23 protein-coding genes and 4 pseudogenes are annotated in these 22,271 nt (G+C 59.8%); 17 read left to right on the top strand and 10 right to left on the bottom strand.

Annotation, left to right across the window (positions count from 1 at the left end; all coding sequences use genetic code 11):
* Window positions 1-27: 27 nt before the first annotated feature.
* Window positions 28-249 carry a hypothetical protein gene (locus tag ACSKB8_RS17690; protein WP_438105462.1) on the top strand — a complete coding sequence of 74 codons (222 nt, stop codon included), beginning with the start codon at window positions 28-30 and terminating at the stop codon, window positions 247-249.
* A complete protein-coding gene (locus ACSKB8_RS17685; protein ID WP_438105461.1) occupies window positions 249-428 on the top strand; it encodes a hypothetical protein in 180 nt (59 codons plus the stop codon). Before ACSKB8_RS17690 ends, ACSKB8_RS17685 begins: the two co-directional genes overlap by 1 nt.
* A 681-nt stretch (window positions 429-1,109) precedes the next feature.
* Here the strand turns inward: ACSKB8_RS17685 and ACSKB8_RS17680 are convergent.
* The 3 genes and pseudogenes from ACSKB8_RS17680 to ACSKB8_RS17670 form a co-directional block, all read right to left on the bottom strand.
* Entirely contained in the window at window positions 1,110-1,565 is a 456-nt protein-coding gene (locus ACSKB8_RS17680) for a hypothetical protein (RefSeq protein WP_438105460.1), read from the bottom strand.
* Between the two features lie 248 nt (window positions 1,566-1,813).
* A pseudogene (locus tag ACSKB8_RS17675) lies at window positions 1,814-2,968 on the bottom strand (DNA topoisomerase IB).
* A gap of 135 nt (window positions 2,969-3,103) precedes the next feature.
* On the bottom strand, window positions 3,104-4,126 hold the full coding sequence (locus ACSKB8_RS17670) for a Ku protein (RefSeq protein ID WP_438105459.1): 1,023 nt from the start codon (window positions 4,124-4,126) through the stop codon (window positions 3,104-3,106).
* A 398-nt stretch (window positions 4,127-4,524) separates the two neighbouring features.
* Between ACSKB8_RS17670 and ACSKB8_RS17665 the strand changes: the two genes are divergently transcribed.
* Both ACSKB8_RS17665 and ACSKB8_RS17660 read left to right on the top strand, forming a co-directional pair.
* Window positions 4,525-5,682 carry an MFS transporter gene (locus tag ACSKB8_RS17665; RefSeq protein ID WP_438105458.1) on the top strand — a complete coding sequence of 386 codons (1,158 nt, stop codon included), beginning with the start codon at window positions 4,525-4,527 and terminating at the stop codon, window positions 5,680-5,682.
* A 372-nt stretch (window positions 5,683-6,054) separates the two neighbouring features.
* Window positions 6,055-6,507, top strand: a complete 453-nt coding sequence (locus tag ACSKB8_RS17660) for a hypothetical protein (protein ID WP_438105457.1) — start codon at window positions 6,055-6,057, stop codon at window positions 6,505-6,507.
* A 220-nt stretch (window positions 6,508-6,727) separates the two neighbouring features.
* Here ACSKB8_RS17660 and ACSKB8_RS17655 read toward each other — a convergent pair whose 3' ends face one another.
* Complete coding sequence (locus ACSKB8_RS17655; RefSeq protein ID WP_438105456.1) at window positions 6,728-6,949, bottom strand: hypothetical protein; 222 nt, start codon at window positions 6,947-6,949, stop codon at window positions 6,728-6,730.
* Here ACSKB8_RS17655 and ACSKB8_RS17650 point away from each other — a divergent pair.
* From ACSKB8_RS17650 to ACSKB8_RS17640, 3 genes are all read left to right on the top strand, one after another.
* A complete protein-coding gene (locus ACSKB8_RS17650; RefSeq protein ID WP_438105455.1) occupies window positions 6,948-7,130 on the top strand; it encodes a hypothetical protein in 183 nt (60 codons plus the stop codon). The genes ACSKB8_RS17655 and ACSKB8_RS17650 overlap by 2 nt on opposite strands.
* 120 nt (window positions 7,131-7,250) lie before the next feature.
* A complete protein-coding gene (locus ACSKB8_RS17645; RefSeq protein ID WP_438105454.1) occupies window positions 7,251-7,727 on the top strand; it encodes a DUF3833 family protein in 477 nt (158 codons plus the stop codon).
* 453 nt (window positions 7,728-8,180) lie between these two features.
* Complete coding sequence (locus tag ACSKB8_RS17640) at window positions 8,181-8,354, top strand: transposase (RefSeq protein WP_438105453.1); 174 nt, start codon at window positions 8,181-8,183, stop codon at window positions 8,352-8,354.
* 1,463 nt (window positions 8,355-9,817) lie between these two features.
* Here the strand turns inward: ACSKB8_RS17640 and ACSKB8_RS17635 are convergent.
* Window positions 9,818-10,105 carry a hypothetical protein gene (locus ACSKB8_RS17635; RefSeq protein ID WP_438105452.1) on the bottom strand — a complete coding sequence of 96 codons (288 nt, stop codon included), beginning with the start codon at window positions 10,103-10,105 and terminating at the stop codon, window positions 9,818-9,820.
* 367 nt (window positions 10,106-10,472) lie between these two features.
* On the opposite strand from ACSKB8_RS17635, the gene ACSKB8_RS17630 reads away from it, so the two are divergent.
* The 4 genes and pseudogenes from ACSKB8_RS17630 to ACSKB8_RS17615 all read left to right on the top strand — a co-directional run bounded on the left by ACSKB8_RS17630 (window position 10,473) and on the right by ACSKB8_RS17615 (window position 12,315).
* Complete coding sequence (locus ACSKB8_RS17630; protein ID WP_438105451.1) at window positions 10,473-10,655, top strand: hypothetical protein; 183 nt, start codon at window positions 10,473-10,475, stop codon at window positions 10,653-10,655.
* Between the two features lie 25 nt (window positions 10,656-10,680).
* A pseudogene (locus ACSKB8_RS17625) lies at window positions 10,681-10,821 on the top strand (cold-shock protein); the annotation flags it as partial.
* A gap of 423 nt (window positions 10,822-11,244) precedes the next feature.
* Window positions 11,245-11,656 (top strand): annotated as a pseudogene (locus tag ACSKB8_RS17620) (response regulator).
* Window positions 11,657-12,051: 395 nt separating this feature from the next.
* Window positions 12,052-12,315 (top strand): hypothetical protein, encoded by a 264-nt coding sequence (locus ACSKB8_RS17615; protein WP_438105450.1) that lies wholly within the window; start codon window positions 12,052-12,054, stop codon window positions 12,313-12,315.
* 558 nt (window positions 12,316-12,873) lie between these two features.
* On the opposite strand, the gene ACSKB8_RS17610 is transcribed toward ACSKB8_RS17615, so the two are convergent.
* A complete protein-coding gene (locus ACSKB8_RS17610) occupies window positions 12,874-13,182 on the bottom strand; it encodes a hypothetical protein (protein ID WP_438105449.1) in 309 nt (102 codons plus the stop codon).
* A gap of 967 nt (window positions 13,183-14,149) precedes the next feature.
* Here ACSKB8_RS17610 and ACSKB8_RS17605 point away from each other — a divergent pair.
* Window positions 14,150-14,368: a helix-turn-helix domain-containing protein gene (locus ACSKB8_RS17605; RefSeq protein ID WP_438105448.1), complete on the top strand. Its 219-nt coding sequence runs from the start codon at window positions 14,150-14,152 to the stop codon at window positions 14,366-14,368.
* Window positions 14,365-14,622, top strand: coding sequence for a helix-turn-helix domain-containing protein (locus tag ACSKB8_RS17600; protein WP_438105447.1), 258 nt, complete (start codon window positions 14,365-14,367; stop codon window positions 14,620-14,622). The genes ACSKB8_RS17605 and ACSKB8_RS17600 overlap by 4 nt, the downstream gene beginning before the upstream one ends.
* A gap of 142 nt (window positions 14,623-14,764) precedes the next feature.
* On the opposite strand, the gene ACSKB8_RS17595 is transcribed toward ACSKB8_RS17600, so the two are convergent.
* Entirely contained in the window at window positions 14,765-15,373 is a 609-nt protein-coding gene (locus tag ACSKB8_RS17595) for a ParB/Srx family N-terminal domain-containing protein (protein ID WP_438105446.1), read from the bottom strand.
* Between the two features lie 909 nt (window positions 15,374-16,282).
* Entirely contained in the window at window positions 16,283-16,795 is a 513-nt protein-coding gene (locus ACSKB8_RS17590; protein ID WP_438105445.1) for a DUF1269 domain-containing protein, read from the bottom strand.
* A 195-nt stretch (window positions 16,796-16,990) separates the two neighbouring features.
* Between ACSKB8_RS17590 and ACSKB8_RS17585 the strand changes: the two genes are divergently transcribed.
* On the top strand, window positions 16,991-17,245 hold the full coding sequence (locus tag ACSKB8_RS17585; protein WP_438105444.1) for a hypothetical protein: 255 nt from the start codon (window positions 16,991-16,993) through the stop codon (window positions 17,243-17,245).
* A gap of 309 nt (window positions 17,246-17,554) precedes the next feature.
* Here the strand turns inward: ACSKB8_RS17585 and ACSKB8_RS17580 are convergent, their stop codons facing one another.
* Window positions 17,555-17,989 carry a hypothetical protein gene (locus ACSKB8_RS17580; RefSeq protein WP_438105443.1) on the bottom strand — a complete coding sequence of 145 codons (435 nt, stop codon included), beginning with the start codon at window positions 17,987-17,989 and terminating at the stop codon, window positions 17,555-17,557.
* A 255-nt stretch (window positions 17,990-18,244) separates the two neighbouring features.
* Between ACSKB8_RS17580 and ACSKB8_RS17575 the strand changes: the two genes are divergently transcribed.
* The 3 genes and pseudogenes from ACSKB8_RS17575 to ACSKB8_RS17565 all read left to right on the top strand — a co-directional run bounded on the left by ACSKB8_RS17575 (window position 18,245) and on the right by ACSKB8_RS17565 (window position 20,657).
* A complete protein-coding gene (locus ACSKB8_RS17575; RefSeq protein WP_438105442.1) occupies window positions 18,245-18,532 on the top strand; it encodes a hypothetical protein in 288 nt (95 codons plus the stop codon).
* A pseudogene (locus ACSKB8_RS17570) lies at window positions 18,499-18,669 on the top strand (ABC transporter substrate binding protein); the annotation flags it as partial. The gene ACSKB8_RS17575 and the pseudogene ACSKB8_RS17570, both read left to right, overlap by 34 nt.
* A gap of 206 nt (window positions 18,670-18,875) precedes the next feature.
* The gene (locus ACSKB8_RS17565) at window positions 18,876-20,657 is read left to right on the top strand and encodes an adenylate/guanylate cyclase domain-containing protein (RefSeq protein ID WP_438105441.1); all 1,782 of its coding nucleotides are present in this window, start codon (window positions 18,876-18,878) and stop codon (window positions 20,655-20,657) included.
* Between the two features lie 404 nt (window positions 20,658-21,061).
* On the opposite strand, the gene ACSKB8_RS17560 is transcribed toward ACSKB8_RS17565, so the two are convergent.
* Window positions 21,062-22,261: an IS91 family transposase gene (locus tag ACSKB8_RS17560; protein ID WP_438104195.1), complete on the bottom strand. Its 1,200-nt coding sequence runs from the start codon at window positions 22,259-22,261 to the stop codon at window positions 21,062-21,064.
* Window positions 22,262-22,271 lie beyond the last annotated feature (10 nt).

Here is a 22,271-nt window from a genome sequence, read left to right as displayed (position 1 = left end):
CCGCGACGACCGTCAGGAGTGACGACGATGCTCGATGAAGATCTGGCCCGCATTCGCGCGCACCGCAACAACATCCACCGCTACCAGCGACTGCTTCGGACGAAGCTATCGGAGCTTGAACGCCAATTCATCGAACGCCGCCTCGCCGAGGAGCAGGCCGCAGTTCAATCCCTCGCCGCAGAGACCTTCCCCGTCGCGTTTATGCTGCCGGAAGGTCCCGCTCGCTCCGCACGAATTGGGGCCGAGTGATGAGCGACGTTCGCGACCTCCTGATCCGCGGCAGCGAAAAGGTCATCGGACACTATCGGCTGCTACTGGCGAGCGCCAAAACCGAGAGCGAGCGCCAGCTCTACCGAAGCCGGATCGAACGCGAGCAGCGGCTACTGGATGAATTGCTGGGCGGCTTTCCGGATCGGTTCGCCGCATAAGCTCTTTCCGAATGCCACACGATGACCGCCATCCACGTCTCGGGTGGGAGTTCGTCGTAGATCGATGCTACTGTCGTCAGCTCGAGCCGATGCCAGAGTGCGCGTCGTGATCGAGGATGGACTGGAGCAGCTCCAGCTGAGGCAGTAACGAGCGGGCGGCCATGTGCCTCCTATTTCGTACTTCGGGGCACCGCGAACAGTTGGACCTCGGCGTCATTTGAAATCACGGCGCCTGCGGCGGGCCGCTTGCTCGACGCTTTGCGGAAATGAGTGCCCTAATGCAATAGCCAGCGATGAGGCCAAATGGTGAATGCGGCCACCACTGTCAAATGTAAAGAGAACCGCTCCATATCAGCGAATGCGGTACCACCCCGCAGCGTTGCTACCCGGGGTCATCAAGGGGCCCGAACCGCCGAGGCTTAGTGCAACCTTCGTGCGGCCTCGGCGAGCCGAACCTTCTTTCTCAGCCCCTCGAGGTCCTCCATGGCTTTACGCAATCTCACCAGATCGGAGCCCATGTGTGCCAGAGTAGGCTTGCGCGGCTTTGGGATTCGAGATTTCTATTTCATCGCGAAACGGCTCCCTGCCAGGACCGATGGAGATAGGCTGGATTGGCAAGAACCGTGCCAGCGAAGTGCAGCCAGTCACGGAAGAGAGCGCGGGAGGGCTGGCGCAAGGGGGTCACCGCGTCGGCAGTCGGTCAGCCAAGTTCGCTAAGACCTCCGGCGGTAGCGCAATCCCCGAGAGCTTCCAGGTCGTCCCGTAGAGATGCATGCTGACGGTACCTGCGTCCTGACTCTCGCCAAGCCGCAACGCAAACTCGAGAGGCTCCACCAGAGTGATCCGTCCGGCGAAAACGAAGATATTCGAGATGTCGAGCTCGGCCAATGAAGACATCGTTCCGAAAGTGATGTTCTCCGCGGCGTTGCGAACAGTACCGCTCTTCAAAGGTACGGACAGGTTTTCCGGCGTCATGAGCTTGATCGCGAGATCATCGGCGATCGTTGCGCCGAACGCGTTTATCGCCATTCGCTCGAATGGGCGCACCGACCGCTTTTGGGCAAGTCGATCGAGGTAGATGGACACAACCTGATCGACAAGGGAATGGCGGATACTCGGCAAATCCGTTCGCGCCATGACTTGAGTGGCGTCTCCGGTCCGAACGGCCGAAACGAGATCCAACGCGGAAAACGAAAGCCAATCCGGCATACACCACAAGGCAGAGCAGGAGGACCGCAACGATGCCTAGGAGCCACTTCATGGAGCGGCAATCGAGGCGGCCGGGCTTTGTTCCTGAAGCTAACCGAACCGGTGTTCATCGTTAGCAGCAACGTCAATCGAAAGGACTGCCAATTGTGCCCTTACAGGGTTGGACAAACTCGCCGTCAAGGAGCGGGCGCTCGGCGTTTGCCTGAAAACCCTTCGGCACCGGCGCTGTCCGCCTCTTTGGCGAGCCGGCCGCGCAGCAAGGCGAGCACGGCGGCTTCCTCGGGCTTTAGATTTTCCATCGCGTTCCGAAGCTCGGTCTCGGCTTGTGACTTGACCTGGAGGACCAGGATGCCGTCCAAGTAGCAGTTCAGCACCTCAGGGTGGATGTAGCACTTCCTGCAGATCGTGGGCGTGTTGCCAAGCCGTGCGGAGACTTTTTCGATCGCACTGCGAAGATTGCGCTTGGCCTCCGCGGCGCTGTCAAAGCTCCGAAGTTCACTCAGTGCCATGGCCGCCAGCACGGTCCCGGCCCAGGTTCGGAAATCTTTGGCTGTGATATCCTTCCCTGTGATTTCATTGAGGTACTTATTGACGTCGGTTGATGTGACATCCCGGCAATTGCCTTGTTCGTCGAGGTACTGAAGCAGTTCCTGCCCGGGTAACTCCTGACAGGCCCTGATGATCTTAGCGACGCGGCGGTCTCGTACACGCAACGACCACTGCTTGCCGCTCTTGCCTGTGAAGCGGAAACGCACCTCGTTTTTCTCGACCGCGACGTGCCGATTCTTCAGCGTGGTCAGGCCATAGCTGTTGTTCTGCCTGGCGTAATCATCATTTCCTACGCGGATCAGCGTGGTCTCCAGGAGATGCACGACCGTTGCCAGGACCTTTTCCCGAAGCAGGCCGCGCAATGCCATGTGCTCGCGAACGGTTTGTCGGATGGATGACAGCGCATCGGCAAACGCAACCACATGCTCGTACTTCGTGCTCTCCCGCACCTCACGGAAGCGCGCATGGTAGCGATATTGCTTGCGTCCCTTTGCGTCACGACCGGTCGCTTAAATGTGACCACTCGGAAACGGGCAAATCCACACGTCAGTCCAGGCGGGCGGGATCGCCAGTGCCCGGATCCGCTTCAGCGCGTCAGGGTCGATGAGCCTTGAGCCATCGGGCCGAATGTAGCTGAAGCCGGTCCCCACCTTCTTGCGACGAATACCCGCTCGTTCGTCGGAAACATATCTTAGGCCTGCAGAGTCGGCGGCATCCCGCGGGTCGACGATCGCCTGCGCGCTATCAGGTGGCTCGACCAGCAACACACCGGCTCCTTTCATGCGCTAAATGAACTTTTGCGATGAACGGCGGTTCCATAAGGTTTTGATAGAGGCATGAGGGCCTGAGCTGTCGACCTGATCCCAAGCCTAGGCAACGCTTAGCTCTGGCGACGACGGCGCGCGGCCTGCGCGCGGTCATCCGGCTTTGTGGTGGCGCACGCCGCGCTTTGCGGGGGTCGGTTTCCCCGTGCCGCGCCGGCCCGCAGGCTGGTCGGGACGCTCTGCGGCGACGCTTCGGCGGAGCGCCTCCATGAGGTTGACGACGTTCTCGCGTGATGGCTTGCTCGATGGCGGCTGCACTGGGCGTTTCGCCTGCTTCCCCCGCAGGATGCGCACGAGCGCTCTGCGGTAGTGATCCTCCAGCATAGCGGGATCGAAGTCGGCCGACTTCGTTCGGATGATGTGCTGCGCGAGCTTCAGCATTTCGGACGGCAGCTTCATTTCCGGAATTTCGCTGAAATAGTCCGCCTCATTCCGGATGTCCTGCGCGAAGCGCAGCGTCACGCCGAGAAGGCCGCGGCCTGCCGGTTCGAGCAGAACTGGCCGCTCGCGCGAGGACAGCACCACGCGCGCAAGTCCGGCAACGACCTCCCGCCTCATTGCGTCTCGAATCACCGCAAACGAGTCTTGACTGATCTTCTCGCGCGGCACGATGTAGTACGGCTTCTCAAAATATCGCGCATCGATCTGCCCTGCGGGAAGGAAGCGTTCGATCTGGATCGTGCGTGTATTCTGCGGCCGCGGGCGAGGGACAGTTTCCTCCTGCTCCTCGTCTTCATCCTCATAGTCGGAGGCGCCTTCGTCGGCCTGGTCGCCAAGGTCGGCCGGAGCCGTTGGCGGGCTTATACGGTGGGGTGGCGTGGTAAGCTCCTCCTCACCAGGCCCCGAGCGCATGCGTCTCGCCCGCTCAAGGTCTCGGTCCTCGACCAGCAGAAAGTCGTTCTCACCGACCTCATAGCCCCGCGTCCTGTCTGTTGCATCAACGGTTTGGCCTGTGACTGAATCGATCAGTCTGTGTTTGAGGCGATGGCCCGTTCGGCGGTTGACCTGCCGAAACGAGATACGCTCGGCCGCCGAGATTGCGGGATAGAGCGCAACAGGACATGAGACGAAGGACAGCTTCAGATAGCCCTTCCAGTAGGGTCGGGAGGCCGGCACCGGAAACTCCAACGCAACAGAGGTATAAACGCCAAGCTGGTAGGCAAAGACCGCGGAATTAACGGCCGGAATGGACGGGAGTTTCAAGCGCTTGAGAATCGTCCCGCGTGTCGGCGGGATGGCATCGCTGGAAGTCCCTCTGATCAGGGTCTCAAGCTAGGCCCTTTCGTTCTGAGCGAAGTAGTGGTTGGTCGGCATGACTTACCTACAGTACTCGTTCGGAGCCGCCCGGAACAGAGAAGGAGGCCGTCAGATCGCGAACAGGACGTGCGGATCGACTTGATCCGAGTGGACTGTGCGGCCAAACTTCGCTTTCGGAGCCAGTGCTCCGATTTGACTTGCGCCTTGGCTCCATCGTTCGCACGCCATGCAGGCTATAAAGCACCGATAAGGCCCCTGTGCGCATTCCCGCACCAATCGCCTATATAGTCCTGTACGTCGCCCTCTACGCGGCGTTCGGCGCCGCATCTCCGTTCTGGCCAAAATTTTTCGAAACGCGAACTCTGGCGACTCAGCAGATCGCTCTGATCCTCGCTGCCGCAATCCTGACGCGGCTCGTTTCCGGACCGTTAGTTGCTATGCTGGCGGATCGGCTCGGGTCATTGCGCCTCGTGCTCGCGGGCTGTGCTGCCGTGGCGGCCGCAGCAGCCGTCGCATTGTTTTGGGCCGATAAATTCTGGTTCTTGCTTCTTGTCGCGTTGGTTCAGGCTGCCGCTCTCGCCCCCACCACCTCGATCGCTGATGCGTTATCGGTCAATACAGCGAGGCCTCGGTTGGCGGGAAGGCCATTCGAGTACGGGTGGATACGGGGGGCTGCCTCCGCGGCTTTCGTCCTGGGAACACTGGTCGCCGCACAACTCGTAAGCCCCGCCGATCTCACCCCGGTTATCTGGATGAACGCTGCCTTCCTGATCGCCGCCGCTGGCGCCACTGCATTGCTACCTGGGCAAGTCCGATCGCAGAGGTCGCCATTCTTCGCTGTGTCAGAGATGAAAGCCCTGATCAGCGTATCGCAATTTCGCATCATGATCATCGCATCAGCTTTGATCTATGGCAGTCATGCCGTGCACGATGCATTTGCAGTGATCAGGTGGAGCGATGCGGACATCAGCACCTCGGCGATTAGCTTCCTGTGGTCGGAAGCGGTGGTTGCTGAAGTGTTGGTGTTCATGCTGGCCGGTCCAGCGCTTCTGGATAGGTTTGGCGTGCGTGGCGCGGCTATCTTGGCGGCTGCGGCCGGAATCGTCCGCTGGTGCGTAGCGGGCGTGACCACCTCCGTATTGCTGCTCTCGCTGATACAGCCGTTGCACGGACTAACGTTCGCCCTGCTTCATCTCGCTTGCATGCGAATGATGGGGACGCTGGTCGCAGCAAGCGTCGCCGCAACTGCGCAATCTCTCTATGCGTTTGGCTCAGGGTTGCTAACGGCAGTACTAACCTTCTTGTCCGGCCAACTGTATGCTTCCTATGCCGGGGCGGCGTTCTTTCCTATGGCGGCGCTCTGCGTCCTCGCACTCCCATTCGCCTGGTTTGGCTTCGCCAATAGGAGGGGCTGATCCTTCGGTCGAGCGAACGGGGGAGGGGCCGTCGGTCTACGCACCGCCGAAACGCAGAATTCGAACTGCGTTCATGCCTCGGCCAGTTCGGCGGTCGGGCGAGATCCTGTGCGAGCCAACTGACGTCCTCTGCAACATGCATCTCATGCTCCGTCGGGACCGCGTCGGAGCCTCTCGAAGGAGACGGCAGTCTAAAACTCTACACTGACAGCGGCGTAGCCTTGAATTTTTCAGCTTAGTTGCTGTCTTCAAGCGGGCCTTGCAGACAGGTGTCCCGATCCATTCGGCACGCCCTGAATCTCCGATACGGCACAAGCCGATGCCCAAACGAGGACCGTGGCGGCTCAACCAAGGAGCCGGCTTCGCCGAAACATGAAACTGGTCGGTGCGAACCTTCTGGCTACCTCCAGCGCACGATTCTCGCAGCATTCCAGCGCGATCTTTTGGGAAAGCATAACAGCGCAGGCAGCCGCCGACGCCGGCATTCCGGCCGGCATCCACCCCGAACCCCTGGACCTGTCGGGCGAACTCGCCAACCGCGGCGCGCAGCTCAAGGCGTTGATTGACGGCGTGAACGTCGTGGTTGGGGTTTTAAACGGTACCGTGCAAGAGGCCAACACGCAGTTTTGGCTTGACGTCAAGGCCACGCACGGCATCGATACCGAAAACTACCTGTGGTCGCTCGACAACGGCACCCTGGTTCCAACGCCGAAGCCGGCGGCTGGATCTCCGACCGGCAGATTACCACGCGGCATGAAACACAGGCCGCGCGTAGGGCGGCCCTTTTCGTCGATCTCGCAGACGTTCGTCGACGCGCCCGCGTAGATCCGATATTGCCTGCCAGGTCGCCACCGATGACCTCGAAATAGCCCTTTCCCGCGAACTGTGCACGCTGGGCGGGCGATAGCCACGTCCGCAAGAGCTGCAGCGAGCGGCCCTCCGGAGTTCTCTCGGCGCCGTACCTGATGAAGAGAGCCCGAATGGCTCTCGCGCGCCGGCGTTCATGTCGGCGAGATGATCTGAAGCCCAACATGGCGCGGGCCGATCACCCGCCGACCAGCCTGGGGAAGAAGACGGTTTCTTCCGCGTTCGGGGCAAACGATCGCATTTGCGATACTTGACCCAGACCCGTCCGGACCGCCGCGGTGAAGCCGGCATCGGTCAGTTCGTAGAACCGCCGCTTCGCCTTCGCGAGCTCTCGTGCGTCGTCTGGATTGAAAAAGTGACGGCTGTCGCCGGTACTATCCATCACGATCTGGATCGCCATGATCGTCTTCCTCGGAATGATGATGGCCAAGGACTTGATCCAAGTATCCGCCCGAAGTCGCGAAGTTTCAAGACAAGAAGAGGCCATCGCAACGCCGCCAAAGAAAGCTATGCCGGTGACGCCTGCGATAAACCCGGCATCAACAGTGAACCGACTGCCGAGCGGTATTCCGATCGTATAAATGCAAGAGCAGGCTGTGGATGGTTGAGCGCTCCGAGCGGAGCATGTGCCGGAGAGCCAAGTAGGAACCGGCCGGAGAAAGGAGATTTAGTTTACTAGATGCATTTCGAAGGGTCTACCAATGGCGATCGATGCTTTTAGAGGAACAACGCCGCTGTTTCTTCCAGAACGCTTTTTCGTAGGGCGGCTAGAAGGTTGGGCAGTGTTAGAAAGTCTAGTTGGCGGACTACTGAAGCGCGCAACAATTGCTGGCCACGGCGAACTAGATGCCGACACTGATACAGTGCTGTTCGTCGAGGCATATACATTTGACGATGGTCATACCGACACTCTGCATTGGACGATCCGAAAAGGTGAGGAAGGCAAGTACACCGGCTTGGAAAACCGACTGGAAGGTGAGGCCATCGGCGAGCAAGCCGGTTGCGCATTCCATTGGAAGTATACGCGCGATACACCGCAAGGGGGCGGTAAATCGTTCAAGCTGAACTTCGACGATTGGTTTTATGGAATCGATGAACGAGCTTGCATAGTCCGCGGCCGTGCTGGCCGTGCTGGCATCCCATTTGCGACGGCGCACATTACTTACCGTAAGCTTTAGCTTCGCTGGTCTCCGCCACTGCCACAGGCGAGAGCAGGTTAGGGCTCAGGAAAGATCGAACCGCGAGCGCAGGGGTCTCGGCAACTGCTGGCGGACGTTTCCGGGCATGGAACGCCAGGTACGGCTGCAACGACGGGGTAGTCCTGGCGACACTGTCGAATTGCTCGTGGAGCACCTCCGCTGGCCGATGCGCTCAAACTAATCATTCCTTGTTGGTGACCTCTAGGCTAGGGACGTAATACCGTTCTGGACGGTTGACCTAATTGCGTCGCTTATTTTGCGGATTCCGTTTCTGCTCTTGCGCCAATTGTTTGCAGGGGAACCTTCGGGTGTCGTAGCTCCTGTGCTTCGAACGAGCAATTCCCGCTTGCCATTGCGATAGACGTCAAACACTTGAACCTCCTCCGAATCAGTGGACACCTGTAGTAGGCTCAGAGAGCCCGGAGGTGTCGAATGCAAGGACGTCAACGTCGGTCGTTCACGGACGACTACAAGCGCCAGGCGGTTGAGCTGGCGGTATCGAGCGGTCGATCGATTGGATCGGTTGCCAAGGAGCTCGGTCTGCGCGTTGCTCGGAGAGACGGCTTTCAATGTACTCGCGCTCCAGATCGGAAAGGCGGGCCTTGAGCAGCCGGTGGTAGCGGTGAATGTTATTGCGGTGGGTGCGCAAGCGGGCGAGCTTTTCTTCGAGTGTCATCATCGTCATCCTCGACGGTCACGAGCAATCCTTTCCAAAAGAGGTCGGAGGAGCCCCTCCGGCGCAAGACTTAGAGAGGCTTGATCTTGTTTCAAGATGGATAAGGATAGGGCGAGGGAGCCGGACCGGCCGCTGCTTCGGAGGACATCAGGTGGGGAGCAAAGTCCTACCCGGTTCTTCGGCGCTGGTTGGCTTCCGCCGTAGCCGGCGCCCCGCCTGCGGTATCCATCGTGAATCTTGCGACCCGCCGGGGACCGCTCCAGACCTCTGTCACCGGGTGCGCTTCGAGGAATTTCACAGCTCGACGCTTAGCATCATCGTCGCAGCCGCACTCCAACTCATAGGTCGCATGAGCGACGCCCCAGAGATCGACTGCATATGCCACGTAACGCATGGTCGTGCTGTCGACTAATCGAGAGCGGTCGTTTTTTGCGTCACAACTTCGGCAGCCACGTGCTGACACGTCGTTAGGACAAATGCCGCCCTGCTGCATTGCCATTCACTACCGAGAGCAGCACTTGAGACTGGCTCGTGAGCGGCCAACCCTAACAGAGCGGCCGCGCCGATCAGCAAATTTACGACAACGAGCTTGCGTGCTTTGCGAGTCCACGTTGGGCTAATCATTGAGATAGTTCCCCTTCTGGGACATGCGCTGGAAGGGAGGAGGGTGGGCCTCGTTTGTTTCAGGCCGACTTCGCAGCCCAGGGAAAATGGTTTCATGGCGATGATCTGGAGGATCGATTCGGAGGCATCTCGGTTAGGCGGGCATGGGCATCCAAGCGATAATGCGGGCGGTTTTGGTCGGCCTTCCTGTCCTACTTGTCTCTGCTTGCGTGAGCTCTGATCGGGTCACTTCCGGTTCGACAGTTAGATCAGGGGCACCATGGGCGCGAGACCTCAATGAACCGCCCCCAAGTCGACCGCCGGCTGACGCAGCAATCTCAGGCGTAAAAGCAGACCTGAATGCTGCGCGCGCGAGAGCTTCCCGTTAGAGCTATCTTCGGCTCGCACTCACAAGACCCGCTGGTTCACGCCGGCGGGCCTTCGCTCCTGCTTCTCTTTCCGGAACTGAGGAGCTTGGGCAGGGGCGGCATCTGCGGGCGGGGAGTATCGATCGGTTGGTCAGGAGAGGGATCAACCTCTTCCGCCTTCCTCCTGCTGACGAGGACGCCAATGGAGCCGGTGACTACTAGCAAGGTCCCTGCGATCATCAGGAAGTGCGGCAACTTCAAGCTTGCGAAAAGAGATAGCCACGCAGTCTCCGCCAACTTTTCTACTCCCTTGGCCCACCGGTTGATGGCGCCACGCTTGCCGCAGGACCTTACAACCGGCTCTGTGCAAAAGTGGACATAACAAAATTCCGGGCGGGTCTAGGCTGGCTGTGCTTTGCCCCCTAGGCAAGACCTCCAACGGCCCCGGCTTTTGGGTTGTGCTGGGGCCGTTTTTCCTTCTGCCCTTGGTTGCGCTTGCTCATGTTTAACGATGACTCTTCGATGAGTTGAGGCAGCTGCAGCGCAGTGTCGTCGAAGCTGAGCGGCGGCTGGCCGAGCAGGAGGCGATGATCGTCGACCTGAAACGGCGACACCAGGATGTCAGCAGCGCGCAGGCCGAACTGGAAGTAATGCGCGAGAACCAGCGGCAGCGTCAGCAGAACCGACAGCGGCTTCGATCGATGCTGCAACGCTAAGGGATGTTCTGCAGTGAGGCTCCACGCGGCAGCCTGGCGGTGTGCGGCGAGAATGTGTGTGACTACCTCGCCGCAGAAGCCGGTTGGGCAGCGTCCTTGCTACGGCGGCGGTGAGGTCGGGCATGCCGCGAGCAAAGCCGCATCGTAAGTACCTCGTAAGTTATCGAATTCTGGGGCTCGGAACGGCGGTGAGCCTGTCGCGGGTTTGGACAAGGGGCGCCGGTTTGCAGTCGGAAGTCCGGCGCAATCTACCGTCCCAAAACTCCCGCGGGCTCACGAGTCGGCGGCCCATTGTGCCTTGGCCCTAAATCAAAAGAGTCATTCGCAGGCAATGCCGAGGCGGTCGCATGTTTGACCCGAAATGACTGCGCTTCTCAGGGCAGTGCTCGAGGAAGTGTGCGAGAATATTCCCGTCGATGAGATCGGCGCCAGAACGCGCGTTGCGTCGAAGATCCTCGAAGCTGCGGCACAGGGGCAACTCTCGATAGACGCGTTGAAAGCGGCAGGTCACAAGGCCCTGAATTCACCCACTATGTGGGGCTAATATCTTCTCACCGTGGAAATGGACCGGTGGCGCAGACGTCTTCGTGCACATCAGTGCAGTCGAGAAAGTCGGTTACACGGGCTTGGCCGAGAGCGCGCGGATCAGCTACGAGCTGAGGGCGGGGCGCTCGGGTAAAATGTCCGCGGAAGATCTGCGGATCGGCTGACGGGAAGACCGCGTGGCGGGGCGTAGCTCTCGTTTCAAGTCGGACCGATCTCTCCATTGAAGACGTGCAAATGAACATTGTCATCTCAGAAACCCAAGCCCTACGCCGCAAAGCGTTCATCGAAATCTGGATCGGGACGCCGGGCCGTCGGATGCGCAGGGCGCGATCATCCGTCGGGCTAAAGCAAGTACAACCTGCGATATGACTTGGTGAGAACGTTCATCGGACTTGCCGAAGGAGTCTATTCCGGGAAACCACCGAAGCGCGCTTAGGCTTAACGTGCACACGCCTTGAGCAGGGCCCGTAAAGCGCCCGCCGAATCTTTCGGCTCATCGGTTCAAGGTGGAACCCGAAACTTTTTTAACATGCGTGTATTTACCCGAGGGTTGGGCGGCCCGGTTCAATATTGTTCGGAGATTGCCGATGGGACGGGCAAGACCACTCCGCGCAATGGCATTGATTGTCGAGGATGATGCCATGCAGCGCGATATGCTCGGATTATTGCTGGAAGAGAGCGGATACGACGTCATCCCGTGCGAGCGTGCGGAAGCCGCCGTGGATGTTCTTGAAAAGAACGGCGCCGCACTGCGTCTCCTAATGACGGACGTGCAGCTCGCCGGACCAATGGATGGTGTCGAACTCGCCCGAAATCGCCAAGCAGCGCAATCCGAGCCTTGACGTCGTCGTCACCTCTGGCCATCCCCTGCCGCAGCCGTTGCCTGATGGCGCCAAGTTCTGGGCAAAACCTTGGGCGCCGTTGGACGTATTGCGCGAGGCCGAGATCGCCCAGCAACTGCCTCGGCGTCGTTCACGGAGGGAGCCGAAGGCTTTCTAACTCAAGCCCATTGCGCGGGGGCTCGCAGAGAGAGGACCCAACCATGACATTGGGTGATGTGTTTCTAACCTCCGCGATTACAGGCCTCGCCCTCCTCATCGAGATCGGGGTTTTCATTGCCTTGGGATTGATCTGATCATTGCCGTTGCGGTTCTGATCCGGGAACCTTCTGGGATCTTTCCGCGTTGGAGCCCGTGCCGTTGCCAGCCCCCGGCACGCCTTCCGAAGGGCCCTGACCTCCTTGTGAGGTCAGGGCCGTAACTTTCGTAACCGCTCTGGTCGCAGGTGCGCCTGCGGACGGTCACGCCCTCACCGCTATCGGCGCGTCCGTAGGCGCGGTGCTCGCCTCAGCACGGTCTCTCCGCTCCCATCACTTGGCAGATCGGGAGCGATTGGTGGTGCTTGCTCATCCAGTTGACGGAGCCGATTCATTGACGTCGAAGGCCCGCCGGCAGCTCCTTTTCTTCCCCGAGAGACGCCTGCAATCTTTCGCCGATCTCTCGAATGAGGGCGCGGCGGAGAACTTCGTCGATGTCGACAGGATTCCGCATAGCCGAACCTCTTTGCTCCGGCCGAAAACCCCCGACAATCTCGGATTCCCACATGGTCTCCAAGTGGAGGCCGAGACCGTCGCCTTTGGCTATCTGCGCGGGCGCTAAACAGCGGGTCCTTGCGGCAACGACCTTTGGCTATCCCACGACCTGCGCCGTTGGTTGGAACAGCGGGCGACGGTCTCATATGTTAAAGTCTGGATCGAGAAGTTCGTTCCCGCGGACCATGTCCGTCAAAAGCGTGCTGCCATGTTCAAGCAGCGGCGGCCGATGCCACAACCGGGCGACTTTCCGGATAGGCACTGATTTCGATTTCGACAACGTCCTTTGACCGCTTTCGAAGGGCGTAAAATGTAAGTTCATGTTCGAGCATCGGGCAGTGAAAACTGACGAACGCTGTATCTGGCAATCGGCAGAGTTCATCGATGAGCTCGCCTACGGTGATGATCGGGGATCGGCGACTGCCTTGCGAATAGCTTTACTCATGGCGTGACTCCTTCCCGTTGCCAACCGGAGCTTGATGGTATCTGTTCCAGTCTGTACTGCGCCAGGGATGATCCAGCGGGAGAACCGCGACGACCTATGAGACAGCCTCATTGTCCGACCACGACCCTGGTTCGCAAATGCGATTGAAAAGCGGAAGTTTCGAGCGCTTAATATCGCTGTTTAAGCACGGTTGGTTTTTGACGTTGTTTTCAGGCGTGGATCACCATGTCCAACAGTCAATCGTCCATCCTCTCGCCACGCGCAACACAGCACCCGCGCTGCCCCAGATGCGGTGCACCAATGACGGTGCCCCACATGATTCCAGCCCCGCCGGGCTTCGAACACTGGCTCCTGCGGTGCGATAAGTGCGGAAACATCCACGAAGCTCAGGTTCACGCCGATCCGCTTGGCGCCGAGGCGATGCGATGGATCAAGAGCGGCGGACTCGTCTCGCCGAATGATTCTTTTTAGGAGATCGATCATGTTCATTGCAGAGAGGTTTGACGCACGGACCCTGGCCAACATGGATGTCGCGCTGGAGAGAGGCTGTCAGTGTCTGCCAAAGGCGAACGATGACCATGACGCTCGCCGTTACATTGCCAGTAGGCTAATCGAATGCGCGGATGATGGTGATCGAACCCTCATTGGGCTAACGAACGCCGGGCAAATGGCTGCGTTGCGGCTCATGTCGCGCAGGGTGGCTAGCGCATGAGCTTGCTAAGATCAGCCGAGATCTGGATGCTCGCCGCAGCCTCGGCATTCCTGTTGGTCGTGTTGGTGATGCTGTAACGTTTTGTGGCTGCTGTCGACTGACTCACACTAAGGCGACGAGTTCTGCTCATCCCAAACGAGCTTCGTGCAATCCCGGCACTCAAAAATGCGAACGGGCCTGCCGTGGACAGAATCGAGCAGCGTTTGGAGACGTCGCAGGTTGCCATCGCAATACGGGCACTGCGACCTTTGCTCTGGATTGAGTCCCGGCGAAGGAGAACCGTTGTCTATCATCTTCCCTCGAACCTCTCCTGACAGGAAGCAAGATTCCGAAGCTCAGCTTCCGTTCCGGGTCGAGGGTGCGAATGTGTCTGGCGATTTCAGCACCGCGACTTTGTGGTCATCTCGCCACAACTCGATATCTCGTCGATCCAATAGACATTCCGTCTGCCGCTTCGCGTCATCGTCGTTGATGCACGACAGATCGAGGGCTGCCCAGACACGTCCTCCATTTTGAACGGATTATATCGGAAAGGAGACCCGCCCTTACCAATGATCCATTTACCTCGGTTGGGCACGTCAACCAGCTCATAGCCGGCTGAGTCTCGACACCATTCAAGTTCGATTTTGAGGGCGGTCATGATGTGCATCGGCTATGTAATGGATAAGAAGTTTAGCCGTTACTGGACGGCTCCGAAAGGGCTAAGTCGGGCTAAATCGGTACGGCCCGACACGAGCGTCGACAGTGACGAACCAGCCTTTGACATACAGCGTTCCCGAAGCAGGCAAACGCGCGGGGCTGGGCAGGAACGCAGCGTATGCCGCCGCGCGTCGCGGCGAGATTCCCGTCATTCGCTTCGGATCGAAGATGCGGGTACCCGCTGCAAAGTGGGACCGGCTGCTGACTGAAGGACAGCCGCTTAAACAAGTAGATAGAGAGCAACTGAAGGGGCGGGAAGAATGACGGCGCAGGATGAAGAGCCGGGAATCCGCGGTCGAGACCCGCTCGCTCTTGTCGCGAGCGTCAACGAGACGATGCATGCTCTCAAAATTGCCCGCGCAAAAACTTACGAGCTTCTCAACTCGGGTGAGCTGAAGTCCTACTTGGAAGGGTCGTCGCGCAAGGTGACCTGGCGCAGCATCCATGCCTACGTGAAACGTAGGCTTGAGCAGGAAGCAGAGCGACGCAACCGGAGCGGGCGTGGTGCAAGCTCCTGAGCAGCTGGATACCGCTATTCATGGCGGACGCTCGCGTGCGGCACTTACGGTCGGCTGCCGTTTTGCCACTGTAAGATTGTTGCCATGAACCCCCCAAAGATGCCTAGCGGACATCGAGTAAGCCGCACCAATCAATCTCGATCTATGAGACGCGCCTTAGATATTCGGCGCAGATCGCGGCGAGCGCATTGCCTTGCGGCGATCGATTGGGATTGTCCGGGTCGCGCGGCTTAGTCGCCTTAGCGATGGCGCGCTCGACGATGTCCCACTGCTCGCCATAGAGAATGAACGTCATGTCCCGAAAGGGCGACCGATCGCCCTCGGGCAATTCGGGCATCGCTTCAAGCGCGGCCACGCCGACCGATAGCTTGGTAAGCTCATCCTCGGTGATGCCGGTCAGGGACAGCTCGAAGCCGCCCGCGAGCAGATGGTTCAATTCGAACCGCAGCATCTCGTCGTCCCAATCGCTCGCGTCGGTGAGTCGATTGTCGGCGATGACATAAGCGCGCTTCTGTTGATCGGTCCACCCGCGCGCGACGATGACCGGCACCTCGGCGATGGCGAGGAGCTTGCCCGCCGCCAGTCGGCCGTGACCGGCTAGGACCATGCCGTCATCCGCCGCGAGGATCGGCATCGTCCAGCCCCATTGGCGGATCGATGCCGCGATCTGCTCAATCTGCTCGGGCGAATGGCGCCGCGAATTGCGCTCATTGGGCCGCAGGCCGCAGGCGCCCGATCGGCCATACTTCAACGGCGGCTTTATCGATCAAAGCGTCCAATTCAGGTCCGATGATTTTGCCGGTTTATTGGCCGTTCCCGGGGTTCCGGGGCTCAATCAAAGCCCGAAACGGAAAGGCCCTGATTATGCGCAAGGTGCGCGGTCCCGCGATCCCGCGCCTCATTATGCGACCCGGGGGAACCGCTAGGCGGTCTCGCCGTTCGCCTTGCCGTAGCTCGCGCCGATCAGATCCCGTCGATGAGGTGGCAGCCGTGATCGAAATCGATGGTCGCGTGCCTTAGACGTCGATATCTAAACTGAGGTTATCGGCGCATTCACCAGTGGCGATAATGGCGCACCCGGTACATGCCGTAGCTATGCCGCCAATACGGGCTGGCCACGTAGTAACGCCGGTATGGCCGATAATAGCCGTAGCTGTAGCTCGGATAGTAAGCCGCCGAATAGCCATAGGGGTAGCCGTATCCGTAGTAGCCGTAGTCGTCGTACGGATAGTAGCCGCCATAGTAGTAGGGGCTGGCTATTGCGGCACCGATCAGGGCGCCAGCGGCGAGCGCACCTACACCCCATCCCCAGCCGCCACCATGCCAGCCATGGCCCCAGCCGCCACCATGCCAGCCATGGCCCCAGCCGCCATGCCAGCCGCCCCATCGGACTTGGATGGTGGAGCTGCGTTCTTCTGCGTTTGGCTTCGCAGAAGCGGAAAGAGGCGTGATGGGAGCGGCCTGAACGGGTGCATAGAGGCCAGCGCTCCCGCAATTGAAAGCGTTGCAACAAGCTTTAGCCTACGCATAGGTAGCCTCCAGTTTCAAAGTTCCCTGCGCTGGTCGCAACTTGGCATTGATGGCTAGGTTTCAGCAGGTGACGTAAGCATTTCGTATGATCCTCGCGAGCAGATGGTGCCGAGCCGCAGAGAACTTGCACTTAGGAGGACGGAGAAGGCACACTTGCCTGAACGCCTGCCAGAGCGGCTTGGAGAGCCGCTTCTTTCGTATGGTCGAGCGACGTCTTCAACACAGTGCCGCCTTCACCCTTGAGACCTTCAAGCACTTTGTCGGCCGTCACCTTGCGAACCAGCACGAAGAGGGCAGCGGTTCCGGGCTGAATGGCGGCAGCGGTTTCCTTCATCCATTTGTCCTCGAGTCCAATATCGGTCAAATATCCGCCAAGAGTGCCGGACGCCGCACCGAGGGCAGCGCCCGCCAGCGGCATCAAAAAGATCAAGCCAATAAGCGCTCCCCAGAACGTGCCCGAAACTGCCCCCGCGGCGGTGGTGTTGATGAGCTGGTTAAGTTTGATGTGACCTTGAGCGTCCTTCACCGCGACTACCGCATCACCAAGCTCAATCAGGTACTCTTTCTGCATTGCCAGAAGTTTCTGGCGAACTTCTTCCGCCTTTGCTTCCGTGGGAAACGCGATCACGACTAGATCACTCATGGTAGTTCTCCTTTTGGGAACTTGACCGCAGACCAAATGATTGTCGCTGCTGTTGATCTACGTCAAATCTTTCATGCAAGAGCGCATAACGCTGCTGAACGGCTTTGTCTTCGCGAGCTTGTTCGGACCAGCCAGCGCTTCGCGGAACTCACCGTTCAACAATCCAAATAGGAGGGAGGAGTATCATGCTTCGGTATGCACTCGCCGCTCTCGCAGCAATCGTTCTTATTGCCGCAAGCCTTGTTCCCGATGACGCATTTGCTCGCCGTGGTGGAGGTGGCGGCTTTCGCGGTGGAGGAGGATTTCACGGCGGCGGGATGCGCGCTGGTAGCTTCCATGGCGGCGGCATGCGGGCCGCCCACGTCCGGGGCGGTGCCGTTCATGCCGGACGCATCCATGGTGGTCGCGGGTACCGCGTGGCCGGAGGTCCTCGGCCTTCGCATCCAATAGCGGGTCGCCCCGGTTATCCGGGTCGTCCGATCGCTGACCGTCCGGGTCGTCCGATCGCGGGTTATCCGGGCTACGGTGGCGGCTACTATCGCCCGGGTTGGGGCTATGGTGCAGCCGCAGTTGGGGCCGCCGCTGCAGCCGGAGCTTACGGCTACTACAACAACTACAACAGCAACTGCACATATGACACTTACGGCAACTACGTTTGCCCGGGTCAGTATCCTTATGGATATAGGTACTGACTAAATCGATCCAGCGCGGACGGCGAGCCTTGGGGCCGCCGCCCGTTGGTTCTTCTTCCTCGCGGGCTCAGGATGGGCATGAGCGATACATAGCCTGTAGTGGATTTCCGCGCAGAAATATGGTGCGAGGCGTTAAGCCGCCGCGCTGGGCGATCCAGCGGCGCACCGGCGAAGGGTACATCAAATAGACCGTGCGGGTCGCGCCGAAGTTAGTAACAGGCCGTCCGCGCGGACCAATATCCCACGCGGCGTGGAACGCTAGCTCGGCTCGCGAAGTCACGCAAATCCTGTCCGTTGGGATGGTCGCAAGCACAATGGTGCAAGCCGACGCGCAGAAACCATCGATGATCACATTCTGGCCCGAAGCGCGGAGGCGTTCATACTTGTAGATGTATTTACCTATTCGTCCACCGGGGTCATCTGTGATCCGCACGGCGGCACCGTTGGCGGGAGGGCAGAATACTAAGAGGATGACGATCAACAACCCCGCCCAGCATTTCATGCTGTCGTTCCCCCGATAGATTGGACAGCCCGCACTTTGCTCCCTGCCAAATCCTCTTAGATCGGATGCATCCAAGCTTGATCTAAATCAACGGCAATGCTGATTGCCATCGGGCGCGTCAAGTGCCGAATGCCAGTAGTGACTGCAGTGCATCGATGATGATCGTCAGCCATGCCATTGCCGGGCGCGGGCCTTGTCCAATTCAAGCAGTTCGATCTTGAGTGCTTGGTCCCGGTATGAGCACACCTACTACCCATGCCGACGCTCGGGATCGATTTCGATTTCTCGCAGATCAAGCAGCGCGCCATGGACCTCGGCGCGACCGCTGATCAAATCCCCTACATCATGGCGACCACGCTCAACATGGCCGCCGATAGCACCCGGTCCTATCTGATCGAGACGACGTGGCCGTCGTCAGTCACCGTCCGCAATCGTTCGTTCATGAATGCTGCGCTGACCACCAAGGGCTCGCGCGCGACGAAGGGCGATCTGACCAGCGGGCGATGGCCCGCCGTGCGGCGGTTTACGTTGATCGGATTTTAAAGGGTGAAAAGCCCGCCGAATTACCCGTGGAGCAACCGACCAGATTTGAGCTGCTCATCAACCTAAGAACTGCCAACGCGCTCGGTGTGACCGTGCCTCCTACATTGATCGCCAACGCCGACGAGGTAATGGAATAATGCATGCTGCAAGTGCGGTAGAGCGTTGTTGGCCGTTAGTCGAACCACGGTAATCCCGTCGTGATGTCGGTTATCGTCGGTAGAGCAGACGTGTGGCCGCGCTCGCTTCGACGGCCGCTTACCCATTTCGGACGTGGGCAGGGCCGGACATCGGCCTACAATTCTGCTATATGAACATTCAATTTCCCCCAGCCTTGGGGTGCATCTTGAGCAGCGATTATGTAGAGCGGCGACTGGCGGCTATTCTGGCGGCGGATGTCGCGGGCTCTTGCCGCTTGATGGGGATCGACGAAGAAGGCACGCTGGCGCGACTGAAAGCGCTTAGAAGAACGATTTTCGATCCCAAAATCGCTGAGCGTCACGGACGTATCGTCAAGAATACCGGGGACGGCGCTATTGCTGAGTTCGCCAGCGTGGTCGACGCGGTCCGATGTGCCGACGAAATTCAACGCGGCATGGCCAAACAAAATATCGACGTGCCGCAGGACAAGCGGATAGAACTCCGCATCGGCATTCACGTCGGTGATATAATTATCGAAGAAAACGATATCTTTGGTGACGGGGTCAATATTGCAGTGCGTCTCGAAGGGATTGCAGAGCCGGGCGGCATCAGCATTTCGGACGACGCTCGTCGGCAAATTCGTGGCAAGATAGATGTAACGTTTGAGGATTTGGGTTCGCAATCCTTGAAGAATATCGCCGAACCGATGCGGGTCTGGCGCGTCCCATACGGTCGCGCCGTGCCAGCCGTGCCGAACCGCTGGCCTGTTGATGAGACCCTTGCTCTGCCCAATAAACCCTCGATCGCTGTTCTCCCCTTCACCAACCTGAGCTCCGATCCGGAACAGGACTACTTTGCTGATGGAATGGCCGAGGACATCATCACGGCGCTGTCTCATTTCAAGGCGCTGTTCGTCATCGCCCGCAACTCGAGCTTCACCTACAAAGGGCGCGCCGTCGACGTGAAGCAAGTCGGGCGCGAGCTTGGGGTGCGCTACGTGTTGGAAGGCAGCGTTCGCAAAGCGGCAAACCGGGTGCGCATCACAGGACAGCTCGTCGATACCGCCACCGGGGCACATCTTTGGGCAGACCGGTTTGATGGCGGGATCGGCGACATCTTCGATCTGCAGGACCAGGTGACCGAGAGCGTGGTCGGGGCGATCGCGCCGGCAATTGAGAAAGCCGAGATCGAGCGTGCCAAGCGCAAGCCGACCGAGAGTCTCGACGCCTATGCCCTCTATTCACGCGGTTTGGATAGGCTTTATCAGTTTGCAAGCCGGCAAGCGAACGACGAGGCATTGCGCCTGTTCAACAGCGCGATCGAGCTCGACCCGGATTTTGCCTCCGCCTACGGTCGTGCCGCCCATTGCTACGCTATTGCCAAAGTCAATGGCTGGATTTCAGTCACAGCGAACGAGATTGCCGAAGTGACGAGGCTCGCCCAGCGGGCAGTTGAGTTGGGCAAGGATGACGCGACCGCGCTCGCCGCCAGCGGGTATGCGCTAGCGTATGTCGTTCGCGATCTCGAGGTAGGTGCCGGCTTAATCGACCGCGCGCTGGGGCTCAATTCCAATTTGGCCGAGGCATGGAGTTTCGGCGGCTGGGTAAAAAATTGGCTCGGCGAGCCGGAAGCGGGGATCGAGCGCTTCGCGCGTGCCATGCGTCTGAGCCCACTTGATCCGTCGCTGTTAAGAATGCGAAGCGGGACCGCGCATGCACATTTCTTCCTGGGCCGCTATGACGAGGCGGCATCGTGGGCGGCAAGGGCATTGCAGGACAGTCCGGCCTATCAACCTGGATTACGGATCGCTGCCGCAAGCAATGCAATGGCCGGACGGCTAGAGCAGGCACACAGGGCAATGGCTCGGCTGCGGCAACTCAATCCCGCGCTACGTGTTTCCAATCTCAAAGACTTGGTGGCCCCTTGGCGGGCCGAAGACCTCTCGCGATACGAAGAAGGATTGCGGCGAGCCGGGCTGCCCGAATGACCAGCGCAGAAAGATGCTCGCCCGTTGGGACGAGATGATCGAATAAGCGCGACTTCCGTTGTTGTGAAGGGTTTCGGATGCCGGCCGCATGACTGATGGCGCGGCACATTCGGCGGCCGGCGTCCGAAAGCCTCCAAGGGAGGAAACCGCGCATGGTGGGCAGGAAGGGTGCGGCGGGCTCTATGGGGATTTGAGCTCTGCGGGCGAACTGGCCGATGGAGTTCGAAGCAATGCAGCGAGCTGCGCGAGGGTAGCGGGGCTGGTGAATGATGGGTAGATGGCTTCGAACGTGATCAATCGTCGGCGGATTGGCGACGACAGCTGACCGTTGGGGCGTATGCCGTTGTGGCCGGTCGATGAGCGGCGGGCATGGCGAACTGCTTTGCAGAGCGACGGTTGCGCGCTCATGAGGTATCGATCCTGATGGCGCTGGTTGGCGGGGTCGCTTGATGGCGAGGCGTTGTGCCTTGTTCGAAGACCTCGATGACGATCATGCGGCCGCCGCAGCATGGACACGGCGGCCTGCCGCTGTCGACGACAGTCTCGGTCGGCTCATCCTTACGATCCTTGACGACGAGCAGTTCGCGCGCGCGTGCAACGTTGTCGGCGCAGGCGCTCCGCGCGAGCAGACCGTAGTGGCGGATGCGGTGGAAGCCCTTTGGCAGCACGTGGATGAGGAAGCGGCGGATGAACTCGTCTGCAGCGATCGTCATCCGCTTTTGACGGTCGTAGCCTTCGACCCGGTAATCCTTCCAGCTGAAGGTGACGCCGTGCCGGCCGAGGGCGATCAGGCGGCTGTTGGCGATAGCGACGCGGTGGGTATAGCGCGACAGATAGGCCAGCACGGCCTCGGGACCGCCAAACGGACGCTTGGCATAAACGACCCATTCCGTCTTGCGCGACGCTGTGAGCAACGCGGCGAATGATTGTGCTCCGGCGAGATGAGCGTCGTTGCCGAAGAAGCTCAGGCGCCCGGCCTGGTGGAGGGCGGCAAGGCGCTCGAGGAACAGCCGCCGAAACAGGCGTGAGAGCACACGCACCGGCAGGAAGAACCCTGGCCGGCAGGCCACCCAGCGCTGGCCGTCGGGCGAGATGCCGCCGCCCGGCACAATCATGTGGACGTGCGGGTGGTGGGTCATGGCCGAGCCCCAGGTGTGCAGCACGGACGTAATGCCGATCCTGGCGCCGAGATGCTTCGGGTCGGCGGCGATCGTCAGCATGGTCTCGGCCGAGACCTTGAACAGCAGATCGTAGATGGTGGCCCTGTTGTGATAGGCGATGTCGGCGATCCGGGCCGGCACCGTGAACACAACGTGATAATACGGCACCGGCAGCAGTTCGGCCTCACGGTCGGCGAGCCACTGCTTCGCCGCGGCGCCCTGGCACTTCGGGCAGTGCCGATTGCGGCAGGAATTGTAGGCGATGGACGTGTAGGCACAGTCCTCGCAGCGCGCGACATGGCCGCCGAGAGCTGCCGTGCGGCAACTCTCGATCGCCGACATCACCTTCAACTGGTCGAGGCTGACATGGCCGGCATGGGCGTGACGCCATGCCGGGCCATGGCTGCGGAAGATATCCGCAACCTCCAGAGCCGGGCGAGACATAGGTGCCCAG

The organism is Bradyrhizobium sp. BR 1432 (assembly GCF_051547705.1).
GTDB classification, from domain to species: Bacteria; Pseudomonadota; Alphaproteobacteria; order Rhizobiales; family Xanthobacteraceae; genus Bradyrhizobium; species Bradyrhizobium zhanjiangense.
The sequence above is the reverse complement of the archived record's forward strand: the minus strand, read 5'-3'. Positions and strand labels throughout refer to the sequence as shown.

Coding starts and splice junctions, on each gene's coding strand:
- ACSKB8_RS17685 (WP_438105461.1), top strand. CDS start 249: ATGAGCGACGTTCGCGACCTCCTGATCCGCGGCAGCGAAAAGGTCATC.
- ACSKB8_RS17590 (WP_438105445.1), bottom strand. CDS start 16,795: ATGAGTGATCTAGTCGTGATCGCGTTTCCCACGGAAGCAAAGGCGGAA.
- ACSKB8_RS17575 (WP_438105442.1), top strand. CDS start 18,245: ATGCCGACGCTCGGGATCGATTTCGATTTCTCGCAGATCAAGCAGCGC.
- ACSKB8_RS17640 (WP_438105453.1), top strand. CDS start 8,181: ATGCAAGGACGTCAACGTCGGTCGTTCACGGACGACTACAAGCGCCAG.
- ACSKB8_RS17690 (WP_438105462.1), top strand. CDS start 28: ATGCTCGATGAAGATCTGGCCCGCATTCGCGCGCACCGCAACAACATC.
- ACSKB8_RS17580 (WP_438105443.1), bottom strand. CDS start 17,989: ATGAAATGCTGGGCGGGGTTGTTGATCGTCATCCTCTTAGTATTCTGC.
- ACSKB8_RS17600 (WP_438105447.1), top strand. CDS start 14,365: ATGACGGCGCAGGATGAAGAGCCGGGAATCCGCGGTCGAGACCCGCTC.
- ACSKB8_RS17585 (WP_438105444.1), top strand. CDS start 16,991: ATGCACTCGCCGCTCTCGCAGCAATCGTTCTTATTGCCGCAAGCCTTG.
- ACSKB8_RS17655 (WP_438105456.1), bottom strand. CDS start 6,949: ATGGCGATCCAGATCGTGATGGATAGTACCGGCGACAGCCGTCACTTT.
- ACSKB8_RS17630 (WP_438105451.1), top strand. CDS start 10,473: ATGACTGCGCTTCTCAGGGCAGTGCTCGAGGAAGTGTGCGAGAATATT.
- ACSKB8_RS17645 (WP_438105454.1), top strand. CDS start 7,251: ATGGCGATCGATGCTTTTAGAGGAACAACGCCGCTGTTTCTTCCAGAA.
- ACSKB8_RS17560 (WP_438104195.1), bottom strand. CDS start 22,261: ATGTCTCGCCCGGCTCTGGAGGTTGCGGATATCTTCCGCAGCCATGGC.
- ACSKB8_RS17650 (WP_438105455.1), top strand. CDS start 6,948: ATGATCGTCTTCCTCGGAATGATGATGGCCAAGGACTTGATCCAAGTA.
- ACSKB8_RS17680 (WP_438105460.1), bottom strand. CDS start 1,565: ATGGCGCGAACGGATTTGCCGAGTATCCGCCATTCCCTTGTCGATCAG.
- ACSKB8_RS17660 (WP_438105457.1), top strand. CDS start 6,055: ATGAAACTGGTCGGTGCGAACCTTCTGGCTACCTCCAGCGCACGATTC.
- ACSKB8_RS17610 (WP_438105449.1), bottom strand. CDS start 13,182: ATGAACATGATCGATCTCCTAAAAAGAATCATTCGGCGAGACGAGTCC.